Consider the following 15,665-nt stretch of genomic DNA (forward strand, 5'->3'; position numbering starts at 1 on the left):
ACCCGTTATGCCAGTCCTGACTCTTCGTGCTGCCCGGATACCGGTGGTGGCCCTGACCGCGGGCGCGCTCCTGACCGGTTGCGCCGGTATGGGAGGCGGCAGCTCAGGCGATAAGACCGTCAATGTCCTGATGGTGAACAACCCGCAGATGGTGGATTTGCAGAAGCTCACCAAAAAGTACTTCACCAAGGAAACGGGCATCACGGTCAGGTTCACGATGATGCCGGAGAACGAGGTCCGCGACAAGATCAGTCAGGACTTCGCCAACCAGGCCCGCCAGTACGACGTGGCCACCATCAGCAATTACGAGGTGCCCTTCTACGCGGAGAACGACTGGCTGCTGCCGCTCGACTCCTACGCGGCCAAGGACAAGGCGTTCGACCAGAAGGACATCCTCCCCTCGATGCGGGAGTCGCTGACCGCCGAGGACGGCAAGCTCTACGCCGAGCCCTTCTACGGCGAGTCGTCGTTCCTGATGTACCGCAAGGACATCCTCGCCGAGAACCATCTGAAGATGCCCGAGCACCCCACCTGGCAGCAGGTCGCGGACATCGCGGCCAAGGTGGACGGCTCCCGCAAGGGGATGAACGGCATCTGTCTGCGCGGACTGCCCGGCTGGGGTGAGCTGATGGCCCCGCTGACCACGGTGGTCAACACCTTCGGCGGGACGTGGTTCACCAAGGACTGGAAGGCGCAGCTGGACTCGCCCGAGTTCACCAAGGCGACCAAGTTCTATGTCGACCTGGTGCGCAAGCACGGTGAGGCCGGTGCGGCCCAGTCGGGCTTCGCCGAGTGCCTGAACAACCTCACCCAGGGCAAGAGCGCCATGTGGTACGACGCCACCTCGGCCGCCGGGTCGCTGGAGGCCGCCAAGTCCCCCGTCAAGGGCAAGATCGGCTACGTCCAGGCGCCGGTGGAGAAGACCGAGAGCTCCGGCTGGCTCTACACCTGGGCCTGGGGCGTCCAGAAGGCGTCGCGCCACCCCGACAACGCCTGGAAGTTCATCTCCTGGGCCTCCAGCAAGGAGTACGAGGCCCTGGTCGGCAAGGAGTTCGGCTGGTCCAACGTGCCCGCGGGCAAGCGGTCGTCCACCTACACCAATCCGGACTACAAGGACACCGCCGGCACCTTCTCCGAGGAGACCCGTAAGGCCATCACCAGCGCCAAGCCACGTGATCCTGGGGTGCAGCCGCGGCCGACCATCGGTATCCAGTTCGTCGACATCCCCGAATTCGCCGATCTGGGCACCAAGGTGGCCCAGGAGATCAGCGCCGCCATCGCCGGAAAGCAGTCCGTCGAGACGGCATTGAAGAATTCGCAGAAGCTGGCCGAGAAGGTCGCCGAGGAGTACCGATGAGTAACCCGACGACGGCAGTACCCGTACACGACGAGCGGCCACCGGCCGCGGCGGCCCCCGCCGCCGCCAAGCGCCCCGGGGCGCCGAGGAACCGGGCCCGGGAGTGGGCCACCCGGGCGCCGCTGCTGCCCGCGCTGATCTTCCTGATCGTGGTCACCCAGCTTCCGTTCGTGGCGACCCTGGTGATCTCGCTCTTCGACTGGAACTCCTTCCGTCCCGACCGCCGTGAGTTCGCGGGACTGGAGAACTACAAGACGGTGCTGAGCGATGAGGCACTGCGCGACTCCATCGTCACCACCGTGCTGCTGACCGCCTCCGTGGTGATCGTCAGCGTGGTGCTGGGGCTGCTGCTGGCGCTGCTGCTGGACCGCAAGTTCCGCGGCCGGGGCCTGGTCCGCACCATGCTCATCGCACCGTTCCTGCTGGTGCCGGTGGCCTCCGCGCTGCTGTGGAAGCATGCGCTGTACAACCCCGAGTACGGCCTGTTCAACGGCGTGCTCAACTGGCTGGGCGGGCCCCAGCCGGAGTGGCTCACCGATACTCCGCTGATCGCGGTGGAGGCATCGCTGATCTGGCAGTGGACACCGTTCATGATGCTCATCCTGCTGGCCGGACTCCAGAGCCGCCCGCTGGAGACGATGGAGGCGGCCCGGCTGGACGGGGCCGGCAACTGGCAGATCTTCCGCTATCTGACGCTGCCGCATCTGCGCCGCTATCTGGAGCTGGGCACGCTGCTCGGGTCCATCTACATCGTGCAGAACTTCGACGCCGTGTTCACCATGACCCGCGGTGGCCTGGACACCGCCAACCTGCCCTACACCATTTACGAAACCTTCTACAACGCCCACGAGTACGGGCTGGCATCGGCCGCGGGTGTCGTGGTGGTGATCGGCACGATCATCATCGCCACCTTCGCGCTGCGCGTGGTTTCGTCCCTCTTCCGTGAGGAGGTGTCCCACGCATGACCGCCGTGAGCACCCCGGTGACCATCACCCCCGTGACGGACGCGGCCCGCCGGGCCAAGCGGCGCGGTGCGGCACTCGGCCTGCTGGCCTGGTTCGTCGGCATCGTGTTCGTCCTGCCGGTGCTGTGGATGCTGCTGACCTCGTTCCACTCCGAGGCCGACGCCGCCACCAACCCGCCGTCGCTGACCGCTTCGCTGACCCTCGACGGGTACAAGGAGTTCTTCGGCTCGGGCGGCGGGGCCAGCCCGTGGCCCTCGCTGCTCAACTCGCTGGGCACATCCCTCTTCTCCACCTGCTTCGTGCTGCTGCTGGCGCTTCCGGCGGCGTACGCGCTGTCGATCCGGCCGGTGCGCAAGTGGACGGATGTGATGTTCTTCTTCCTGTCCACCAAGATGCTGCCGGTGGTGGCCGGACTGCTGCCGATCTTCCTGTTCGCCAAGGACATCGACTTCCTGGACAACGTCTGGCTGCTGGTCATCCTCTACACCTCGATGAACCTGCCGATCGCGGTGTGGATGATGCAGTCCTTCCTCGCCGACGTCCCGGTGTCGATCATCGAGGCCGCCCAGATGGACGGGGCGCGGCTGCCGACCATCCTGTGGCGGGTCGTCGCCCCGATCGCGGGGCCGGGCATCGCCGCCACCTCGCTGATCTGTTTCATCTTCAGCTGGAACGAGATGCTCTTCGCCCAGGTGCTCACCGGTGTGGTCGCCCAGACCGCCCCGGCGTTCCTGACCACCTTCGTCACCAGCCAGGGCCTGTTCCTGGCCAAGGTCTGCGCCGCGTCGATCGTCATTTCCCTCCCGGTGCTCGCCGCCGGTTTCGCCGCCCAGGACAAGCTGGTTCAGGGCCTTTCGCTAGGAGCAGTCAAATGAGGGCCGCCGTCATCGAAGCCCCCGGCAAGGTCACCGTCACCACCGTCGCGGACCCCACCCCGGGGCCCCGTGAGGTCGTGGTGGACGTGGCGGCCTGCGGGCTGTGCGGCACCGACCTGCACATTCTTCAGGGGGAGTTCGCGCCCACGCTGCCCATCGTCCCCGGGCACGAGTTCGCCGGTGTGGTCGTGGGCATCGGCAGCGGTGTCACCGAGGTCGCGGTGGGCGACCGGGTCGCCGTGGACCCCTCCCTGCACTGTCATGAGTGCCGTTACTGCCGGATCGGCCGGGGCAACCTGTGCGACAACTGGAACGCGATCGGGGTCAGCGTCCCCGGCGGGGCCGCCGAGTTCGCGGTGGCCCCGGTGGCCAACTGCGTCAAGCTGCCCGAGCACGTGGAGGTGGCCGACGCGGCCCTGATCGAGCCGCTGTCCTGCGCGGTGCGCGGCTATGACGTGCTCAACGGCAACCTGGGCGCCGAGGTGCTCATCTACGGCTCCGGCACCATGGGGCTGATGATGCTGGAGCTGGCCAAGCGGACCGGCGCCACCAGCGTGGACGTGCTCGATGTCAACGCCGAGCGGCTGGCCACCGCCACCACCCTCGGCTGCAGCCGGGCCGCCGCCTCGGCGGACGAGCTGGACCAGCCGCGCGGCTGGGACGTGGTCATCGACGCCACCGGCAACCAGGCCGCCATCCAGGACGGGCTGGGCCGGGTGGCCAAGGCCGGCACGTTCCTCCAGTTCGGCGTCTCCGACTACGCGACGCGGGCCGTCATCGAGCCGTACAAGATCTACAACCAGGAGATCACCATCACCGGCTCCATGGCCGTGCTGCACAGCTACGAGCGTGCCGCCGGGCTGTTCGCGACCGGGGTGCTGGACCCGCAGATCTTCATCAGCCACCGGCTGCCGCTGGAGGAGTACCCCAAGGCGCTCGACCAGTTCCAGTCGGGCCAGGGCCGCAAGATCGTGGTCGTCCCGTAACCGTACGTGGTTGACGGCCCAAGCCCGGGGCACCAGGCTTGGGCCGTCGTCAATCATGATCGGGAGAGGGCGGGACATGGGCAAGGGCCACGCGGTGGTGGTGGGCGGAGGACTGGCGGGCACGCTGGCGGCGGGCGCGCTTCTCGGCCACGTCGAGGGGGTCACCCTCGTGGAGCGCGACCGCTATCCCGAGCAGCCCGTCTTCCGCAAGGGCGTACCCCAGGGCCGCCATCTGCACGTCTTCCTCAGCGGCGGGCGGCGCGCCCTGGAGGAGCTGTTCCCCGGGCTGGGAAGCGAACTGGAGGCGGCCGGCGCGCACCGCCTCGAAGCGCCGCGCGATGTGATCACCAAGGCCCCCAACGGCTGGCAGCGCCGCTACCACGAGGGCAGACACATCACGACCAGCTGCACCCGGGCGCTGTTCGACGCCACCGTACGGGCGCGGGTGCTGACCGAGGCCGAGAGGTCCGGGACCCGGGTGGAGGTGCTCCAGGCCACCGAGGTCATCGGGCTGCTCGGCGGCGCGGACCGGGTGACCGGCGTACGGGTACGGGCACGGGACGCCGGACACGCCGAGCGGGAGCTGCCCGCCGATCTGGTCGTCGACGCCTCGGGGCGCGGCTCGCGCGCCCCCCGGTGGCTGGCGGAACTGGGCGCTCCGGTGCCGCGCGAGGAGGTCGTCGACGCCGGGATCGGCTACTGCACCCAGATGTTCCGGCCCGCCGAGCCGCTGGACATGGTGATGGTCATCCAGCCACGCCCGGACTGTCCGCGCGGCGCGGCGTGGTCCCCCGTCGAGGACGGCAACTGGCTGCTGACGCTGTCGGGGGTGCGGGGTCAGCATCCGCCGACCGAGGGCTCGGAGGTGCCCGGCTTCGTCAAGTCCCTGGGCGAGCCGGCGCTCTACGAACACCTGCTGACCTGTGAGCCGGTCTCCCCGCCGTACGGATTCCGCGACACCTCCAACCGCCGCCGCCACTACGACGCCCCGGGCGGGGTGCCCGAGGGGTTCCTCGCGGTCTCGGACGCCGCCTGCACCTTCAACCCGGTCTACGGACAGGGCATGTCGGTGGCCGCCCTCAGCGGACTGGCCCTGCGCCGCTGCCTGGCCGAGGGAGGTCTGCGGCCCGGTTTCGCGGCCACCGCGCAGCGCGCCGTGGCCCGCGCGAGCGACACCGCCTGGCTGACCGCCGTCGGCGCGGACCGCCCGTACGCCACGGACGCGGACGCGACACCGCCGGGCGCGGCCGAGCGGCTGCGGAGCTGGTACTTCGGGCGGCTGGCGGCTCGGGCGACGATCGACCGGGTGGTGGGCGCGGCGTTCCGGGACGTCACATACCTGGCCGCGGCCCCGTCCCGCCTGATGTCCCCCGCCGTCGCCCTGCGGACGGTGCTCCTGCCAAAGGCCCGCGGCCTCACGGCCCCGCCACTGCGCGTGGAGACCTGACCCCGGCCCGCGCACCGGCGCCCGCCGGAGGCCCAGCCCCCGGACGCCGGTGTCGCGGGCTTCATCCCCGCCCCCGCGGGGGACAGGCCCCGGCCCGGTGCCGCGGGCCTCGCCCCGGCTCCCGCGGGGGCAGGCTTCGGGTTCCCGGTATCGCGAGGCCGCGCCCCAGCGCCCCGCCAGGCACATGAGCCCAGCCCACGGCCCGGCATGGCGGCCCGGCTCGCAGGAGCCTCCGCCCCACCCCTGGCCCACCCGGGGCGGCCCCGCCCCGCGAGGGGGCGGAGCCCCCGGACCCCCGCCCCGCCCCCGTGCAGGAGATCCGGGTTTACGCACCGGGTACTGCCGGACGGAGGCCCCGGCGGACCCCCGTCCCGCCGGGACCGGTGGCCCCGGGCTCCTCGCAGGACAAGCCCCGGCCCCCGTATCGCGGGGCGGCGCCCCAGTCCGCCGGACACATAGGGCCCTGCCCGCCGCCGGACTGCCTGGACCGGGGTCCGCGCCCCGCCCCAGGCCCCACCGGCAGCGGCCTCGGCCTCCGGTCGTGGAGCCCGGCGCCCCCTGCCAGGCTCTCCGAAGCCACGTCCGGAAAGCGCCCGGAGGCGGAGGGCGGCCCGAGTGGGGCCGGGAGAGCCGCGGTCCCGAGGGGGTGCACTCAGGCGGTGGCGTCGCGCAGGTGTGCCGCGGCGGCCTGCTCCAGGTGGACCAGGTCGCTGCTGACCGTGGCGAAGGTGAAGCCCTGGGCCAGGCGCTTGGCGGCCGTCGCGCCGTCGGGGCAGTGGATACCGGCGGCGATGTTCGCGGCCCGCGCCTCCTCGGCGACCTTCGCCAGGGCCGCGTCGAACTTCTCCGCGACCGAGGTGTCGGTCGAGGTGCGGCCGCCGAGCGCGATGGTGAGGTCGGAGGGGCCGATGTAGACACCGTCGAGCCCGTCCGTCGCGCAGATCTCCGCCGTGTTGGCCAGCGCCTGGGCCGTCTCGATCATCACGATGCAGGCGACCTGCTCGTTGGACTCGGCGGGGGTGGGGCCGACCCGCAGGCCCGAGCGCATCGGGCCGTAGGAGCGCACCCCGAGCGGGGGGTAGCGGCAGTAGCTGACCGCGGCGGCCGCCTCCTCGGCGCTGTTGACCAGCGGAACGATGACCCCACGGGCGCCGGCGTCGAGGGCCTGGCCGATCCAGAAGCCGTCGTTGGCCGGAACGCGCACCATTCCGGCGGAGGTGCCGCGGGCGTCGATGGCGGTCATCGCGCCGAGGGTGCCCTGGTAATCGAGGAGGCCGTGCTGGGCGTCGACGCAGATGTAGTCGTAGCCGAGCCCGGCCAGGCGCTCGGTGCCGACGGGGTTGTCGAGGACGACCCAGTAACCGATGATCCGCTGGCGGGCGCGCAGCCGGGCCGCGAAGTCGGCGGGGGAAGTGTTCATGCTGTCAGCTTCTCTCGTTGTGTCTCGGGGGCGGATGCGGGGGTGGTCATGGGGATCCGGGGTGCGTCGCCCGGCGTTCCGGTGTTCCGTTGTTCCGGTGTTCACACCACGGCGTTCACCGGGTCCTCTCCCCGCAGGACGCGCACCACATCGGCGGCCACGGTGGTGCCCATCGCGGCGTTGGCCTGCTGGGTGAACGCGGCGCAGTGCGGGGTCAGCACCGCGTTGGGCGCGGTGAGCAGCGGATTACCGGCCGGGGGTTCGGTGGCGAACACATCGATACCGGCCGCCGCGATATGCCCGCTGTGCAGCAGTTCGGCGAGGGCCTCTTCGTCGATCAGCCCGCCCCGCGCCGTATTGATGACACAGGATCCGGGCTTCATGGCCGCCAGTTGGGCGCGGCTGAGCAGCGGTCCGCCCGAGGGCACCGGCAGATGCAGGGTGAGCACATCGGCGGCCGCGATCAGCTCCTCGAAGGTCACGGACCGCACCCCCTGTTCGGCGAAGACGGCCGCAGGAAGGTGCGGGTCGTAGGCGATGAGGTCCATGTCGAAGCCCCGGGCGCGGCGGGCGACGGCCTGCCCGATCCGGCCGAAGCCGACGATGCCGAGGGTGCGCCCGGCCAGTTCGGGCCCGAAGAAGCGGTCCCAGCGGCCGCCGGTGACCGAGGCGTGCGCGGGCACGATGCGCCGTACGGCGGCCAGCAGCAGGGCCATCGTCATATCGGCGACCGCCGTGGTGTTGGTTCCGGGAGCGTTGACCACGCGGACGCCGTGTGCGGCGGCCGCGGCCAGGTCGATGTTGTCGGTGCCGACGCCGTGTTTGGCGACGACCTCCAGCCCCGGCGCCGCCGCCAGGACCGCCGCCGTCACCGGGTCGAGCCCGACGACCAGCGCCCTGGCGCCCTCGGCCTCCTCGATCAGCTGCCGTTCGGTGAGCGGATGCGCCGCCCGTGCGGTGCGCACCGGCACCCCGGCGGCCGCGAACACCTCCCAGGGCTCGCTCGCATGCTGTCCGAAGCTCGGTGTGGTCACCAGGACGCCATGGCCGGTGGCCGCACCGGACCCGCCCGCCCCGCTCGGCTCACGCAACTCGCTCAACTCAATCAACTCCCTCAACTCCCCACCCCGAGCCCGAGGACATCGAGGACCGAATAGACACCCAGCGCGCCGATGGCCGTACTGCTGAGCACCAGCGCGCCGTTCAGCACGGGGTTGGCGCGGAACCGCCGATCGACTTCCGTGCTGCGCAGCCGCCATACCGCGATCACGACCGCGAGCAGGAAGATCCCGCCCGCGATACCTCCGGCCTGCACCATCAGCACCGGCTCCTGGAGATAGAGGTAGAACGCGGCCCACAGGGGCGGCAGGACCACGGTGAGCAGACGGATGACGCGCTGCCGGGCCTTGACGTCCCGCCAGTCGAACACGCCGAGCAGGCCGAGGGTGTTGGTCCACAGCCGTGGCACGCTCGCGGTGGAGGCGATGATCGTGGAGTAGAGGACGGCGATGGCACCGGCCAGGAAGAGGTACTTGCCGGCGGGGCCGAGCGTGTCGGTGTACATCCGGGACAGCGTGGTGATCATCTCGTTGCCCTCGGGCACCAGGTTCTGCCGGTGCAGGATGGCCGCGCCGATTATGTAGAAGGAGAGCGTGCACAGGGTGCACACGGCCCATGAGGTGAGCGCGTCGATGCGCATCACCCGGATCCAGCCCTCGGCGCGCCGGGCCCGTGCCTCGGTGCCGTCGTCGGGGCCGGTCCAGCGGGCGTACCCCTTCTCCAGACACCAGTAGGTGTAGGTGGTCATCTCATCGGCGCCGACGCCGGTGATGCCGAACATGGCGACGGCGAAGCCGAGCGTCCCGGCCGGGATGGACAGGGTCAGTCCGGAGGCCAGGTCGGAGCCGCCGTACGGGAACTCGGTCCAGGGCAGTCCGACCGCGAGGGCGACGGTGGAGAGGGTGAAGAGGACGACGGTGATGAACCCGGCCTTCTCCACCATCCCGTAGCGGTTCGTATACATCAGCGCGACGACGGACACCACGACGATCACGGTCCAGGCGGTGAGCGAGGTCCGGCCCAGCGGTTCGCCCCCGATGGGGGCGAGAATGCTGAAGGCCGCCGCGGCACCGCCGATCATGCCTCCGCGCTGGAGCATCTTGGCGAAGTCCATGAGGATCCACAGCACGTTGATCCAGCCGACCCGGCCCACTCTGGGGGCGACCTGGCTGTAGCCGGCCAGGGCCGTCTTGCCGGTGAGGATGGTCCAGCGGGCCAGCTCCATCTGGACCCACACCTTGACCAGCGCGCTGGCGATGACCAGCCACAGCAGGACGAAACCCGCCTTGGCGCCCAGTGAGGTGGTGGTGATCAGCTCGCCGGACCCGACCACGGCGGCGGAGAGGATCATTCCGGGGCCCAGCCGGCGCACCGTGCCGCGTAGATCGCGCGGCGGCTCCTTGATGTCGCTCGCCCGCAGTGCGTACGGATCGTCGGACGGCGCCTCGTCCTTCGGCCCGACCTGCGTCGGCACACTCTCCGCCGTCATACGACCTCCCCGCTCCGTGCGTGTTGTGTGCGGAACGCTCGCACGATTGCACGTAACGCGCAAGAGTCTGCGCAGTGTCCACCATGAAACAGCGCGGAATGCGCAGACTGATAGTGTTGCTCAGTGCTGCGCAGCGTCGCGCGGAGTGAGCGGAAGGATGGGCCGCCATGACTCAGGAGGCCGGGGCGGAGGAGCGCAGACGGCTGCGCGCCGGGGACCGCCGGGAGCTGATCGCCCGAATGATCCGGACCGATGGCACGGTCGTGGTCGAGGAGCTGGCCCGCTCGCTGGAGGTGACCCCCTCCACCATCCGCCGGGACCTCGCACTCCTCACCGAACAGGGCACCATCGCCCGTACCTACGGCGGCGCGATGAGCGCCGGTCACACCACCGAGCCCAGCCTCGGGCAGCGCAGCGGGCTCGCCGTCGCCGAGAAGGACCGCATCGGGCGCTGGGCGGCCGCGCGGATCGGGCAGGGCGACACCGTCATCCTCGACGCGGGCACCACTACCGGACGGCTCGCCCACCATCTGCGCGCCCGCACCGACCTGACCGTGATCACCAGCGGGCTCACCGCGCTGCGCGAGCTGGCCGAGGCGGACGGGGTCGAGCTGATCACCCTCGCCGGGACGCTGCGCCACGTCAGCCAGGGCTTCGTCGGGCCGCTCGCCGAGCTGACCCTGTCCCGGCTGACCGCGGACAAGGTCTTCCTCGGCGCGGACGGGCTGGACGCGCGGCTGGGCATCTGCGAGGCGAGCCTGCAACAGACCTCGCTCAAGGAGATGATGGCCGACCGCGGCAAGGAGCTGTACGTCCTGGCCGACAGCAGCAAGCTCGGCCAGGCCCCGTTCACCGCCTGGGCCCCGCTGGACCGGGCGTGGACGCTGGTCACCGACAGCGGCGCCACCGACGCCCAGCTCGCCCCCTTCCGCGCGCTGCCGGACACCGAGGTGATCACCGTCTGACGACGTGCCGCCCCGCGCCCACCTCTAACGGTGTGTCATCCCCCGGCAGCCGCACCTCGGCCCGGGTGCCTGGCGGCACCAGCACCTCGACCACCAGCTCCTCGCCCCCGCGCCGCCAACCCGCCTCGGCCCTGCCGTACGGGGTCGCTCCGCCTTCCGTCGGTCCGCGCCTGCACCGGGCTGCCGACACAGCCCGCCGCTGTGCGGGGCCGGCCCGTCGCGAGGGAGCGGGCCGGGAGCCGTGCTCCCGGCCCGCTCACCCGGGTCAGTCCTGGTACAGGCGCGGTGCGGCCGCCGCGCCCACGAGGCCGAAGCTGTCCTCGACCTCCGCCTTCTCGGCGGCGTTCGGGTAGGGGTTGGTGCAGGAGGTGCCCGCGCTGGCACCGGACATCAGGCTCGAACACGGCCCCGGCTTGACGTCCGGCAGACCGAGGATGTGGCCGAGCTCGTGTGAGGAGATCCGCACCGTGTTGTGGCCCTCGTCGACGGCCTGGCGGCCGAAGTAGATCGTGCCGCTGCCCAGACCGGTCGACAGGGTCCGGGGCCAGCCGTTGTCCGCGATGATGCGGACGTTGGCCCGCTGCCCGGAGGCGGCGGGCTTCAGCTGGACGTTGACCACGCTCTCGTTCCAGACCGCCGCGCCCTTGGCCACGGCGTCTTTGAATTCGGCGGCCCCGCTGGCGTCGTACGTCACGACCCGCGCGGCGGCGGTGTGCTCCGCCGGGGCGGCGGGAGCGGCCACGGCCTGCCCGGCCGCCAGGGCGAGCACCGCCGTCACCGCGGCGGGTAAGGCGCGGACGGGCAGGACACGGACGCGCTTGCTGGATCTCACGATCGGCCTCCTCGTGGGGTAAGGATGGACAAGGCGAGTGGGCATGAGCATGGCACGTGCCCGTCTCCTCGGCCACTGTGCCCGCACACCGTGCCCCATCCGGACGGTTGTCCACAGCCGGTCGGCGCGCGTACGCCGGGCCCCCTAGAATCGCCGGATGGCTCTCCCCGACACCGGCCCCGAGATGAGCGACGCGCCCGCCACCGACAGGAGCGACGCGCTCGGCGTTCTGCACCGCGTCTTCGGCTACGACTCCTTCCGGGGAGGTCAGCAGGAGATCATCGACCATGTCGTGGCCGGCGGCGACGCGCTCGTCCTCATGCCGACCGGCGGCGGCAAATCGCTGTGCTACCAGATCCCGGCGCTGGTGCGGAAGGGGGTCGGCGTCGTCGTCTCCCCCCTGATCGCGCTGATGCAGGACCAGGTCGACGCCCTGCGGAACCTCGGGGTCCGGGCCGGTTTCCTCAACTCCACCCAGGATCTGGACGAGCGGCGGCTGGTCGAGGCCGAGTTCCTCGCGGGCGAGCTGGACCTGCTCTATCTCGCGCCGGAGCGGCTGCGGGTGGAGTCCACGCTGCGGCTGCTGGAGCGGGGCACCATCTCGCTGTTCGCCATCGACGAGGCGCACTGTGTGGCGCAGTGGGGGCATGACTTCCGGCCCGACTACCTGGCCCTGTCCGAGCTGCACGAGCGCTGGCCCACGGTGCCCCGGATCGCGCTGACCGCGACCGCCACCGAGGCCACCCACGCCGAGATCGCCTCCCGGCTCAAGCTCCAGGACGCCCTGCACTTCGTGGCGAGCTTCGACCGCCCGAACATCCAGTACCGGATCGCCGCCAAGAACGAGCCCCGGAAGCAGCTGCTGGAGCTGGTGCGCACCGAGCACGCGGGCGAGGCGGGCATCGTCTACTGCCTGTCCCGCTCCTCGGTGGAGAAGACGGCCGAGTTCCTGGTCGCCCAGGGCGTCGACGCGCTGCCGTACCACGCCGGGCTGGACGCGGCCACGCGCGCCGAGCACCAGGCGCGTTTCCTGCGCGAGGACGGCCTGGTCATGGTGGCCACGATCGCGTTCGGCATGGGCATCGACAAGCCCGATGTGCGGTTCGTGGCCCATCTGGACCTGCCCAAGTCCGTCGAGGGCTACTACCAGGAGACGGGCCGGGCCGGGCGGGACGGCCTGCCGTCCACCGCATGGCTGGCGTACGGACTCCAGGACGTCGTCCAGCAGCGGAAGATGATCGACACCTCCGAGGGTGACGACGCCCATCGGCGCCGCCTCGGCGCCCATCTCGAGGCGATGCTGGCGCTGTGCGAGACGGTCGAGTGCCGCCGGGTGCGGCTGCTGGCCTACTTCGGCCAGGAGTCCGCTCCCTGCGGCAACTGCGACACCTGCCTCACGCCCCCGGAGTCCTGGGACGGCACCATCGCCGCGCAGAAGCTGCTGTCGACGGTGGTGCGGCTCAAGCGGGAGCGCAACCAGAAGTTCGGCGCGGGCCAGATCATCGACATCCTGCTCGGCAAGAAGACGGCCAAGGTCATCCAGTTCGACCATGACGCGCTGTCGGTGTTCGGCATCGGCACCGAGCTGCGCGAGGCCGAATGGCGCGGGGTGGTGCGGCAGTTGCTCGCTCAGGGGCTGATCGGCGTCGAGGGGGACTACGGCACGCTGGTGCTCACCGACGCGAGCGCGGAGGTGCTGAACCGGCGGCGCGAGGTCAGGCTGCGGCGCGAGCCGGAGAAGGCGTCGCGTGCCGGAAAGGGGAAGTCGGCGGCTTCGGGTTCGGCTTCGGGTTCGGGCAAGGCCAAGAAGGCTCCGGTGGATCTGCCGGAGGAGGCCGTCCCGGTCTTCGAGCGGCTGCGCGCCTGGCGTGCCGCGACCGCGAAGGAGCAGGGCGTCCCCGCGTATGTGGTCTTCCATGACGCCACCCTGCGCGAGATCGCGACCCGTTCCCCGGCCACGCTGGAGGAGCTCGGCACGGTGAGCGGGGTCGGTGAGAACAAGCTGGCCAAGTACGGCCAGGGGATTCTGGACACCCTGGCCTCCTGAACGGGCGGCCCACAGCCCGCTCCCGGCGAGCCGGGAGCGGGCTGCGGCACGTTGTGGCTACAGCTCCTTGATGCGGATGTCACGGAAGGAGATCACATCGTCGGTGCTGTGGGTCTGCAGACCGATGTATCCGGAGGCGTACCGACGGCCGTCCGTGCCGGGGTCGCCGGCGCGCGGCGGGGTGAACTCCTGGCCGCCGGTGTTCTCGAACTCATTGATCAGCACACCGTTGCGGTAGATCGAGTAGTGCTGACCGACCACCCGGATCTCATAGTCGTTCCAGCTGCCCTTGGGGGTGACCCCGGCGCCGCCGAGCCCGACCCGGTCGAAACCGTAGATCGAGCCGGTCTTGTACATATCGCCGTCGGGCCGGTCGAGGATCTGCACCTCGTGCCCGTACGTGATGGCGACCCACTCCGGGCGGGACTCCTCGGGGTGGTCGTGCACATTCGGGAAGCGCACGAAGACACCGCTGTTGGCGTTGCCGGTGCCGGGTGCGTCATCGCGGAACTGGAGCTTCAGCGAGAAGTCGTCGTACGTCCGCTGCGGGAACCACAGCATGCCCATGCCCTCGACCGTGGAGCTGCTGGTGATGCTGCCGTCGTCGTTGAGACCGAAGGCCCCGCCGCCCACGTGTTGCCACGCCTCGAAGGACTTCTTGGTGCCGTCGAACAGCGGTCGGTAGCCCTCGTTCTCACCGGGCTCGCCGATGCCGGACTGCCGGGCCGCCTTGTTGATCAGCCGGTATTCGCGCTGGTCGATGACGCCGTCGGCGAGCAGCTTGTCGGTGACGGCGGTGACGTGCTTGAGGAAGAGGGCGTGCGAGGACCAGTCCTTCTCGTCCTCGATCAGCTCGTTGATGGTGCACCGGCCGCGGGTGATGCGGTTGGGGACACCGGTGTCCACCGTGCCGACGATCACGGTGAGCCGCTCGTCCCACTCCGGGCACGCGGGTGCGGGCACTCCACCGCCCTCGGCCACGGTGAACGCGATCTGCCGGGCGGTGGCGGTGTTGCCCGCCGTGTCGGTGGCGCGGTACGCGACGGTGTGGCGGCCCACCCGGTCCACCACCACGGGAGTGGTGTAGGCGAGATACGGCCCGCTGTCCAGGGAGTACTCGACCTTCTCCACCCCGGAGTCGTCGTCGGCCGCGGTGAGCGTGACCTTGGCGCTGCCGACATAGGCGCCGTCGGAGTTCTTCGTCCCGCCGACCTCCGCCGAGACCACCGGGGGTGTGGTGTCCTGGCTGGGCGGGGCCACCACGGTGAAGTCCACCGACTTCACCTCCGACACGTTCCCCGCCCGGTCCACGGCCCGGTAGCGCACCGTGTGGTCACCGGTGTCATGGACCATCACCGGGCCGGTGTACGGCTGGAAATCCCCCTCCCTTAGGGCGTAGTCGATCCGGTTGACCCCGGATCCGGTGTCCGAGGCGGTGATGGTCACGGTGGCCATGCCGAGGTACGCGCCGGAGGGGTCCTGCTCACCGGAGACGGTGGCGGAGGTCGCGGGCGGTGTGGTGTCATCCGTCGGCGGCGCCACCAGGCGGAAGTTCACCGACTTCACCTCCGACACGTTCCCCGCCCGATCCACGGCCCGGTAGCGGAGGGTGTGCGTGCCGACCTCGTGGACCATCACCGGGGCGGTGTACGGCTGGAACGCCCCGTCCCCTTCGGCGACCTCGATCCGGTCCACGCCCGAGCCGGCGTCGGTGGCGGACACCGTGACGGTGGCCATCCCGATGTAGGCGCCGTCCGCGTTCCGCTCGCCCTCGACCTTCGCCGAGACCTCCGGCGCGGTGGTGTCCTCGCCTCCGCCGCCGTCGGTGACCACCAGGACGCCCTGCATCTGGCCGTGGCCGGGGATGGTGCAGTGGTAGTGGTAGCGGCCGGGGCTGAGGGTGACCTCGGCGGTGTGCTTGCCGCCGCTGTCGTCCGAGGGGTTGGCGAGGATGTTCAGCGCGACGTCGTTGTTGTACTCGGGGTCGGAGACGTCGAAGGTCAGGGTGTGCGGCATCCCGGTGGTGTTGCCGGTGGCCGTGCTGTTCTCGAAGACGATGGTGGCCTTCCCGGCGACCGCGGTGGTGGGCGCCGAGGTGTACGCGGTGATGTCGTCGCCCGCGGTCCAGGTGAGGGTCTGCGGTACGGCCTGCCGGGTGTCGTCCCGCCCGTAGGCGGCCGTCGCCGCCGCCGAGCTCAGCCCGAGGACCATGAGCAGCGCGGC

At 70.8% G+C, this 15,665-nt stretch carries 13 protein-coding genes; 7 read left to right on the forward strand and 6 right to left on the reverse strand.

From position 1 onward, the window contains the following. The first annotated feature begins 7 nt into the window (after positions 1-7). The 5 genes from PS467_RS04840 to PS467_RS04860 all read left to right on the forward strand — a co-directional run bounded on the left by PS467_RS04840 (position 8) and on the right by PS467_RS04860 (position 5,630). On the forward strand, positions 8-1,357 hold the full coding sequence (locus tag PS467_RS04840; RefSeq protein ID WP_268970200.1) for an ABC transporter substrate-binding protein: 1,350 nt from the start codon (positions 8-10) through the stop codon (positions 1,355-1,357). Beyond that, a complete protein-coding gene (locus tag PS467_RS04845) occupies positions 1,354-2,322 on the forward strand; it encodes a carbohydrate ABC transporter permease (protein WP_311034147.1) in 969 nt (322 codons plus the stop codon). The genes PS467_RS04840 and PS467_RS04845 overlap by 4 nt, the downstream gene beginning before the upstream one ends. Then, entirely contained in the window at positions 2,319-3,197 is an 879-nt protein-coding gene (locus tag PS467_RS04850) for a carbohydrate ABC transporter permease (RefSeq protein ID WP_268970202.1), read from the forward strand. Before PS467_RS04845 ends, PS467_RS04850 begins: the two co-directional genes overlap by 4 nt. Then, positions 3,194-4,183, forward strand: a complete 990-nt coding sequence (locus tag PS467_RS04855) for a zinc-dependent alcohol dehydrogenase family protein (protein ID WP_268970203.1) — start codon at positions 3,194-3,196, stop codon at positions 4,181-4,183. Before PS467_RS04850 ends, PS467_RS04855 begins: the two co-directional genes overlap by 4 nt. 76 nt (positions 4,184-4,259) lie before the next feature. Next, on the forward strand, positions 4,260-5,630 hold the full coding sequence (locus PS467_RS04860) for an NAD(P)/FAD-dependent oxidoreductase (RefSeq protein ID WP_311034148.1): 1,371 nt from the start codon (positions 4,260-4,262) through the stop codon (positions 5,628-5,630). 652 nt (positions 5,631-6,282) lie between these two features. On the opposite strand, the gene PS467_RS04865 is transcribed toward PS467_RS04860, so the two are convergent. From PS467_RS04865 to PS467_RS04875, 3 genes are all read right to left on the reverse strand, one after another. Next, positions 6,283-7,050 carry an HpcH/HpaI aldolase family protein gene (locus PS467_RS04865; protein WP_268970205.1) on the reverse strand — a complete coding sequence of 256 codons (768 nt, stop codon included), beginning with the start codon at positions 7,048-7,050 and terminating at the stop codon, positions 6,283-6,285. Positions 7,051-7,151: 101 nt separating this feature from the next. Continuing rightward, positions 7,152-8,150 (reverse strand): phosphoglycerate dehydrogenase, encoded by a 999-nt coding sequence (locus PS467_RS04870; RefSeq protein WP_311034149.1) that lies wholly within the window; start codon positions 8,148-8,150, stop codon positions 7,152-7,154. Positions 8,151-8,164: 14 nt separating this feature from the next. Continuing rightward, entirely contained in the window at positions 8,165-9,598 is a 1,434-nt protein-coding gene (locus PS467_RS04875) for an Nramp family divalent metal transporter (RefSeq protein WP_311034150.1), read from the reverse strand. Positions 9,599-9,765: 167 nt separating this feature from the next. Between PS467_RS04875 and PS467_RS04880 the strand changes: the two genes are divergently transcribed. After that, a complete protein-coding gene (locus PS467_RS04880) occupies positions 9,766-10,563 on the forward strand; it encodes a DeoR/GlpR family DNA-binding transcription regulator (RefSeq protein WP_311034151.1) in 798 nt (265 codons plus the stop codon). On the opposite strand, the gene PS467_RS04885 is transcribed toward PS467_RS04880, so the two are convergent. Both PS467_RS04885 and PS467_RS04890 read right to left on the reverse strand, forming a co-directional pair. Beyond that, the gene (locus PS467_RS04885) at positions 10,553-10,753 is read right to left on the reverse strand and encodes an alpha-L-rhamnosidase C-terminal domain-containing protein (protein ID WP_311034152.1); all 201 of its coding nucleotides are present in this window, start codon (positions 10,751-10,753) and stop codon (positions 10,553-10,555) included. The genes PS467_RS04880 and PS467_RS04885 overlap by 11 nt on opposite strands. A gap of 75 nt (positions 10,754-10,828) precedes the next feature. Continuing rightward, on the reverse strand, positions 10,829-11,395 hold the full coding sequence (locus PS467_RS04890; RefSeq protein ID WP_432280539.1) for a snapalysin family zinc-dependent metalloprotease: 567 nt from the start codon (positions 11,393-11,395) through the stop codon (positions 10,829-10,831). A gap of 157 nt (positions 11,396-11,552) precedes the next feature. Here PS467_RS04890 and recQ point away from each other — a divergent pair, with 157 nt between their 5' ends. Next, entirely contained in the window at positions 11,553-13,442 is a 1,890-nt protein-coding gene (gene recQ / locus PS467_RS04895; RefSeq protein ID WP_311034153.1) for a DNA helicase RecQ, read from the forward strand. Between the two features lie 57 nt (positions 13,443-13,499). Here recQ and PS467_RS04900 read toward each other — a convergent pair whose 3' ends face one another. Next, entirely contained in the window at positions 13,500-15,653 is a 2,154-nt protein-coding gene (locus tag PS467_RS04900; RefSeq protein WP_311039763.1) for an OmpL47-type beta-barrel domain-containing protein, read from the reverse strand. Positions 15,654-15,665 lie beyond the last annotated feature (12 nt).

Origin of the sequence: Streptomyces luomodiensis (genome assembly GCF_031679605.1) — a bacterium.
GTDB lineage: Bacteria > Actinomycetota > Actinomycetes > Streptomycetales > Streptomycetaceae > Streptomyces > Streptomyces luomodiensis.

What these genes read in the sequence shown, in the direction of transcription:
- PS467_RS04840 (WP_268970200.1), top strand. Translation starts at nt 8, where the DNA reads ATGCCAGTCCTGACTCTTCGTGCTGCCCGGATACCGGTGGTGGCCCTG.
- PS467_RS04845 (WP_311034147.1), top strand. Translation starts at nt 1,354, where the DNA reads ATGAGTAACCCGACGACGGCAGTACCCGTACACGACGAGCGGCCACCG.
- PS467_RS04850 (WP_268970202.1), top strand. Translation starts at nt 2,319, where the DNA reads ATGACCGCCGTGAGCACCCCGGTGACCATCACCCCCGTGACGGACGCG.
- PS467_RS04855 (WP_268970203.1), top strand. Translation starts at nt 3,194, where the DNA reads ATGAGGGCCGCCGTCATCGAAGCCCCCGGCAAGGTCACCGTCACCACC.
- PS467_RS04860 (WP_311034148.1), top strand. Translation starts at nt 4,260, where the DNA reads ATGGGCAAGGGCCACGCGGTGGTGGTGGGCGGAGGACTGGCGGGCACG.
- PS467_RS04865 (WP_268970205.1), bottom strand. Translation starts at nt 7,050, where the DNA reads ATGAACACTTCCCCCGCCGACTTCGCGGCCCGGCTGCGCGCCCGCCAG.
- PS467_RS04875 (WP_311034150.1), bottom strand. Translation starts at nt 9,598, where the DNA reads ATGACGGCGGAGAGTGTGCCGACGCAGGTCGGGCCGAAGGACGAGGCG.
- PS467_RS04880 (WP_311034151.1), top strand. Translation starts at nt 9,766, where the DNA reads ATGACTCAGGAGGCCGGGGCGGAGGAGCGCAGACGGCTGCGCGCCGGG.
- recQ (WP_311034153.1), top strand. Translation starts at nt 11,553, where the DNA reads ATGGCTCTCCCCGACACCGGCCCCGAGATGAGCGACGCGCCCGCCACC.
- PS467_RS04900 (WP_311039763.1), bottom strand. Translation starts at nt 15,653, where the DNA reads ATGGTCCTCGGGCTGAGCTCGGCGGCGGCGACGGCCGCCTACGGGCGG.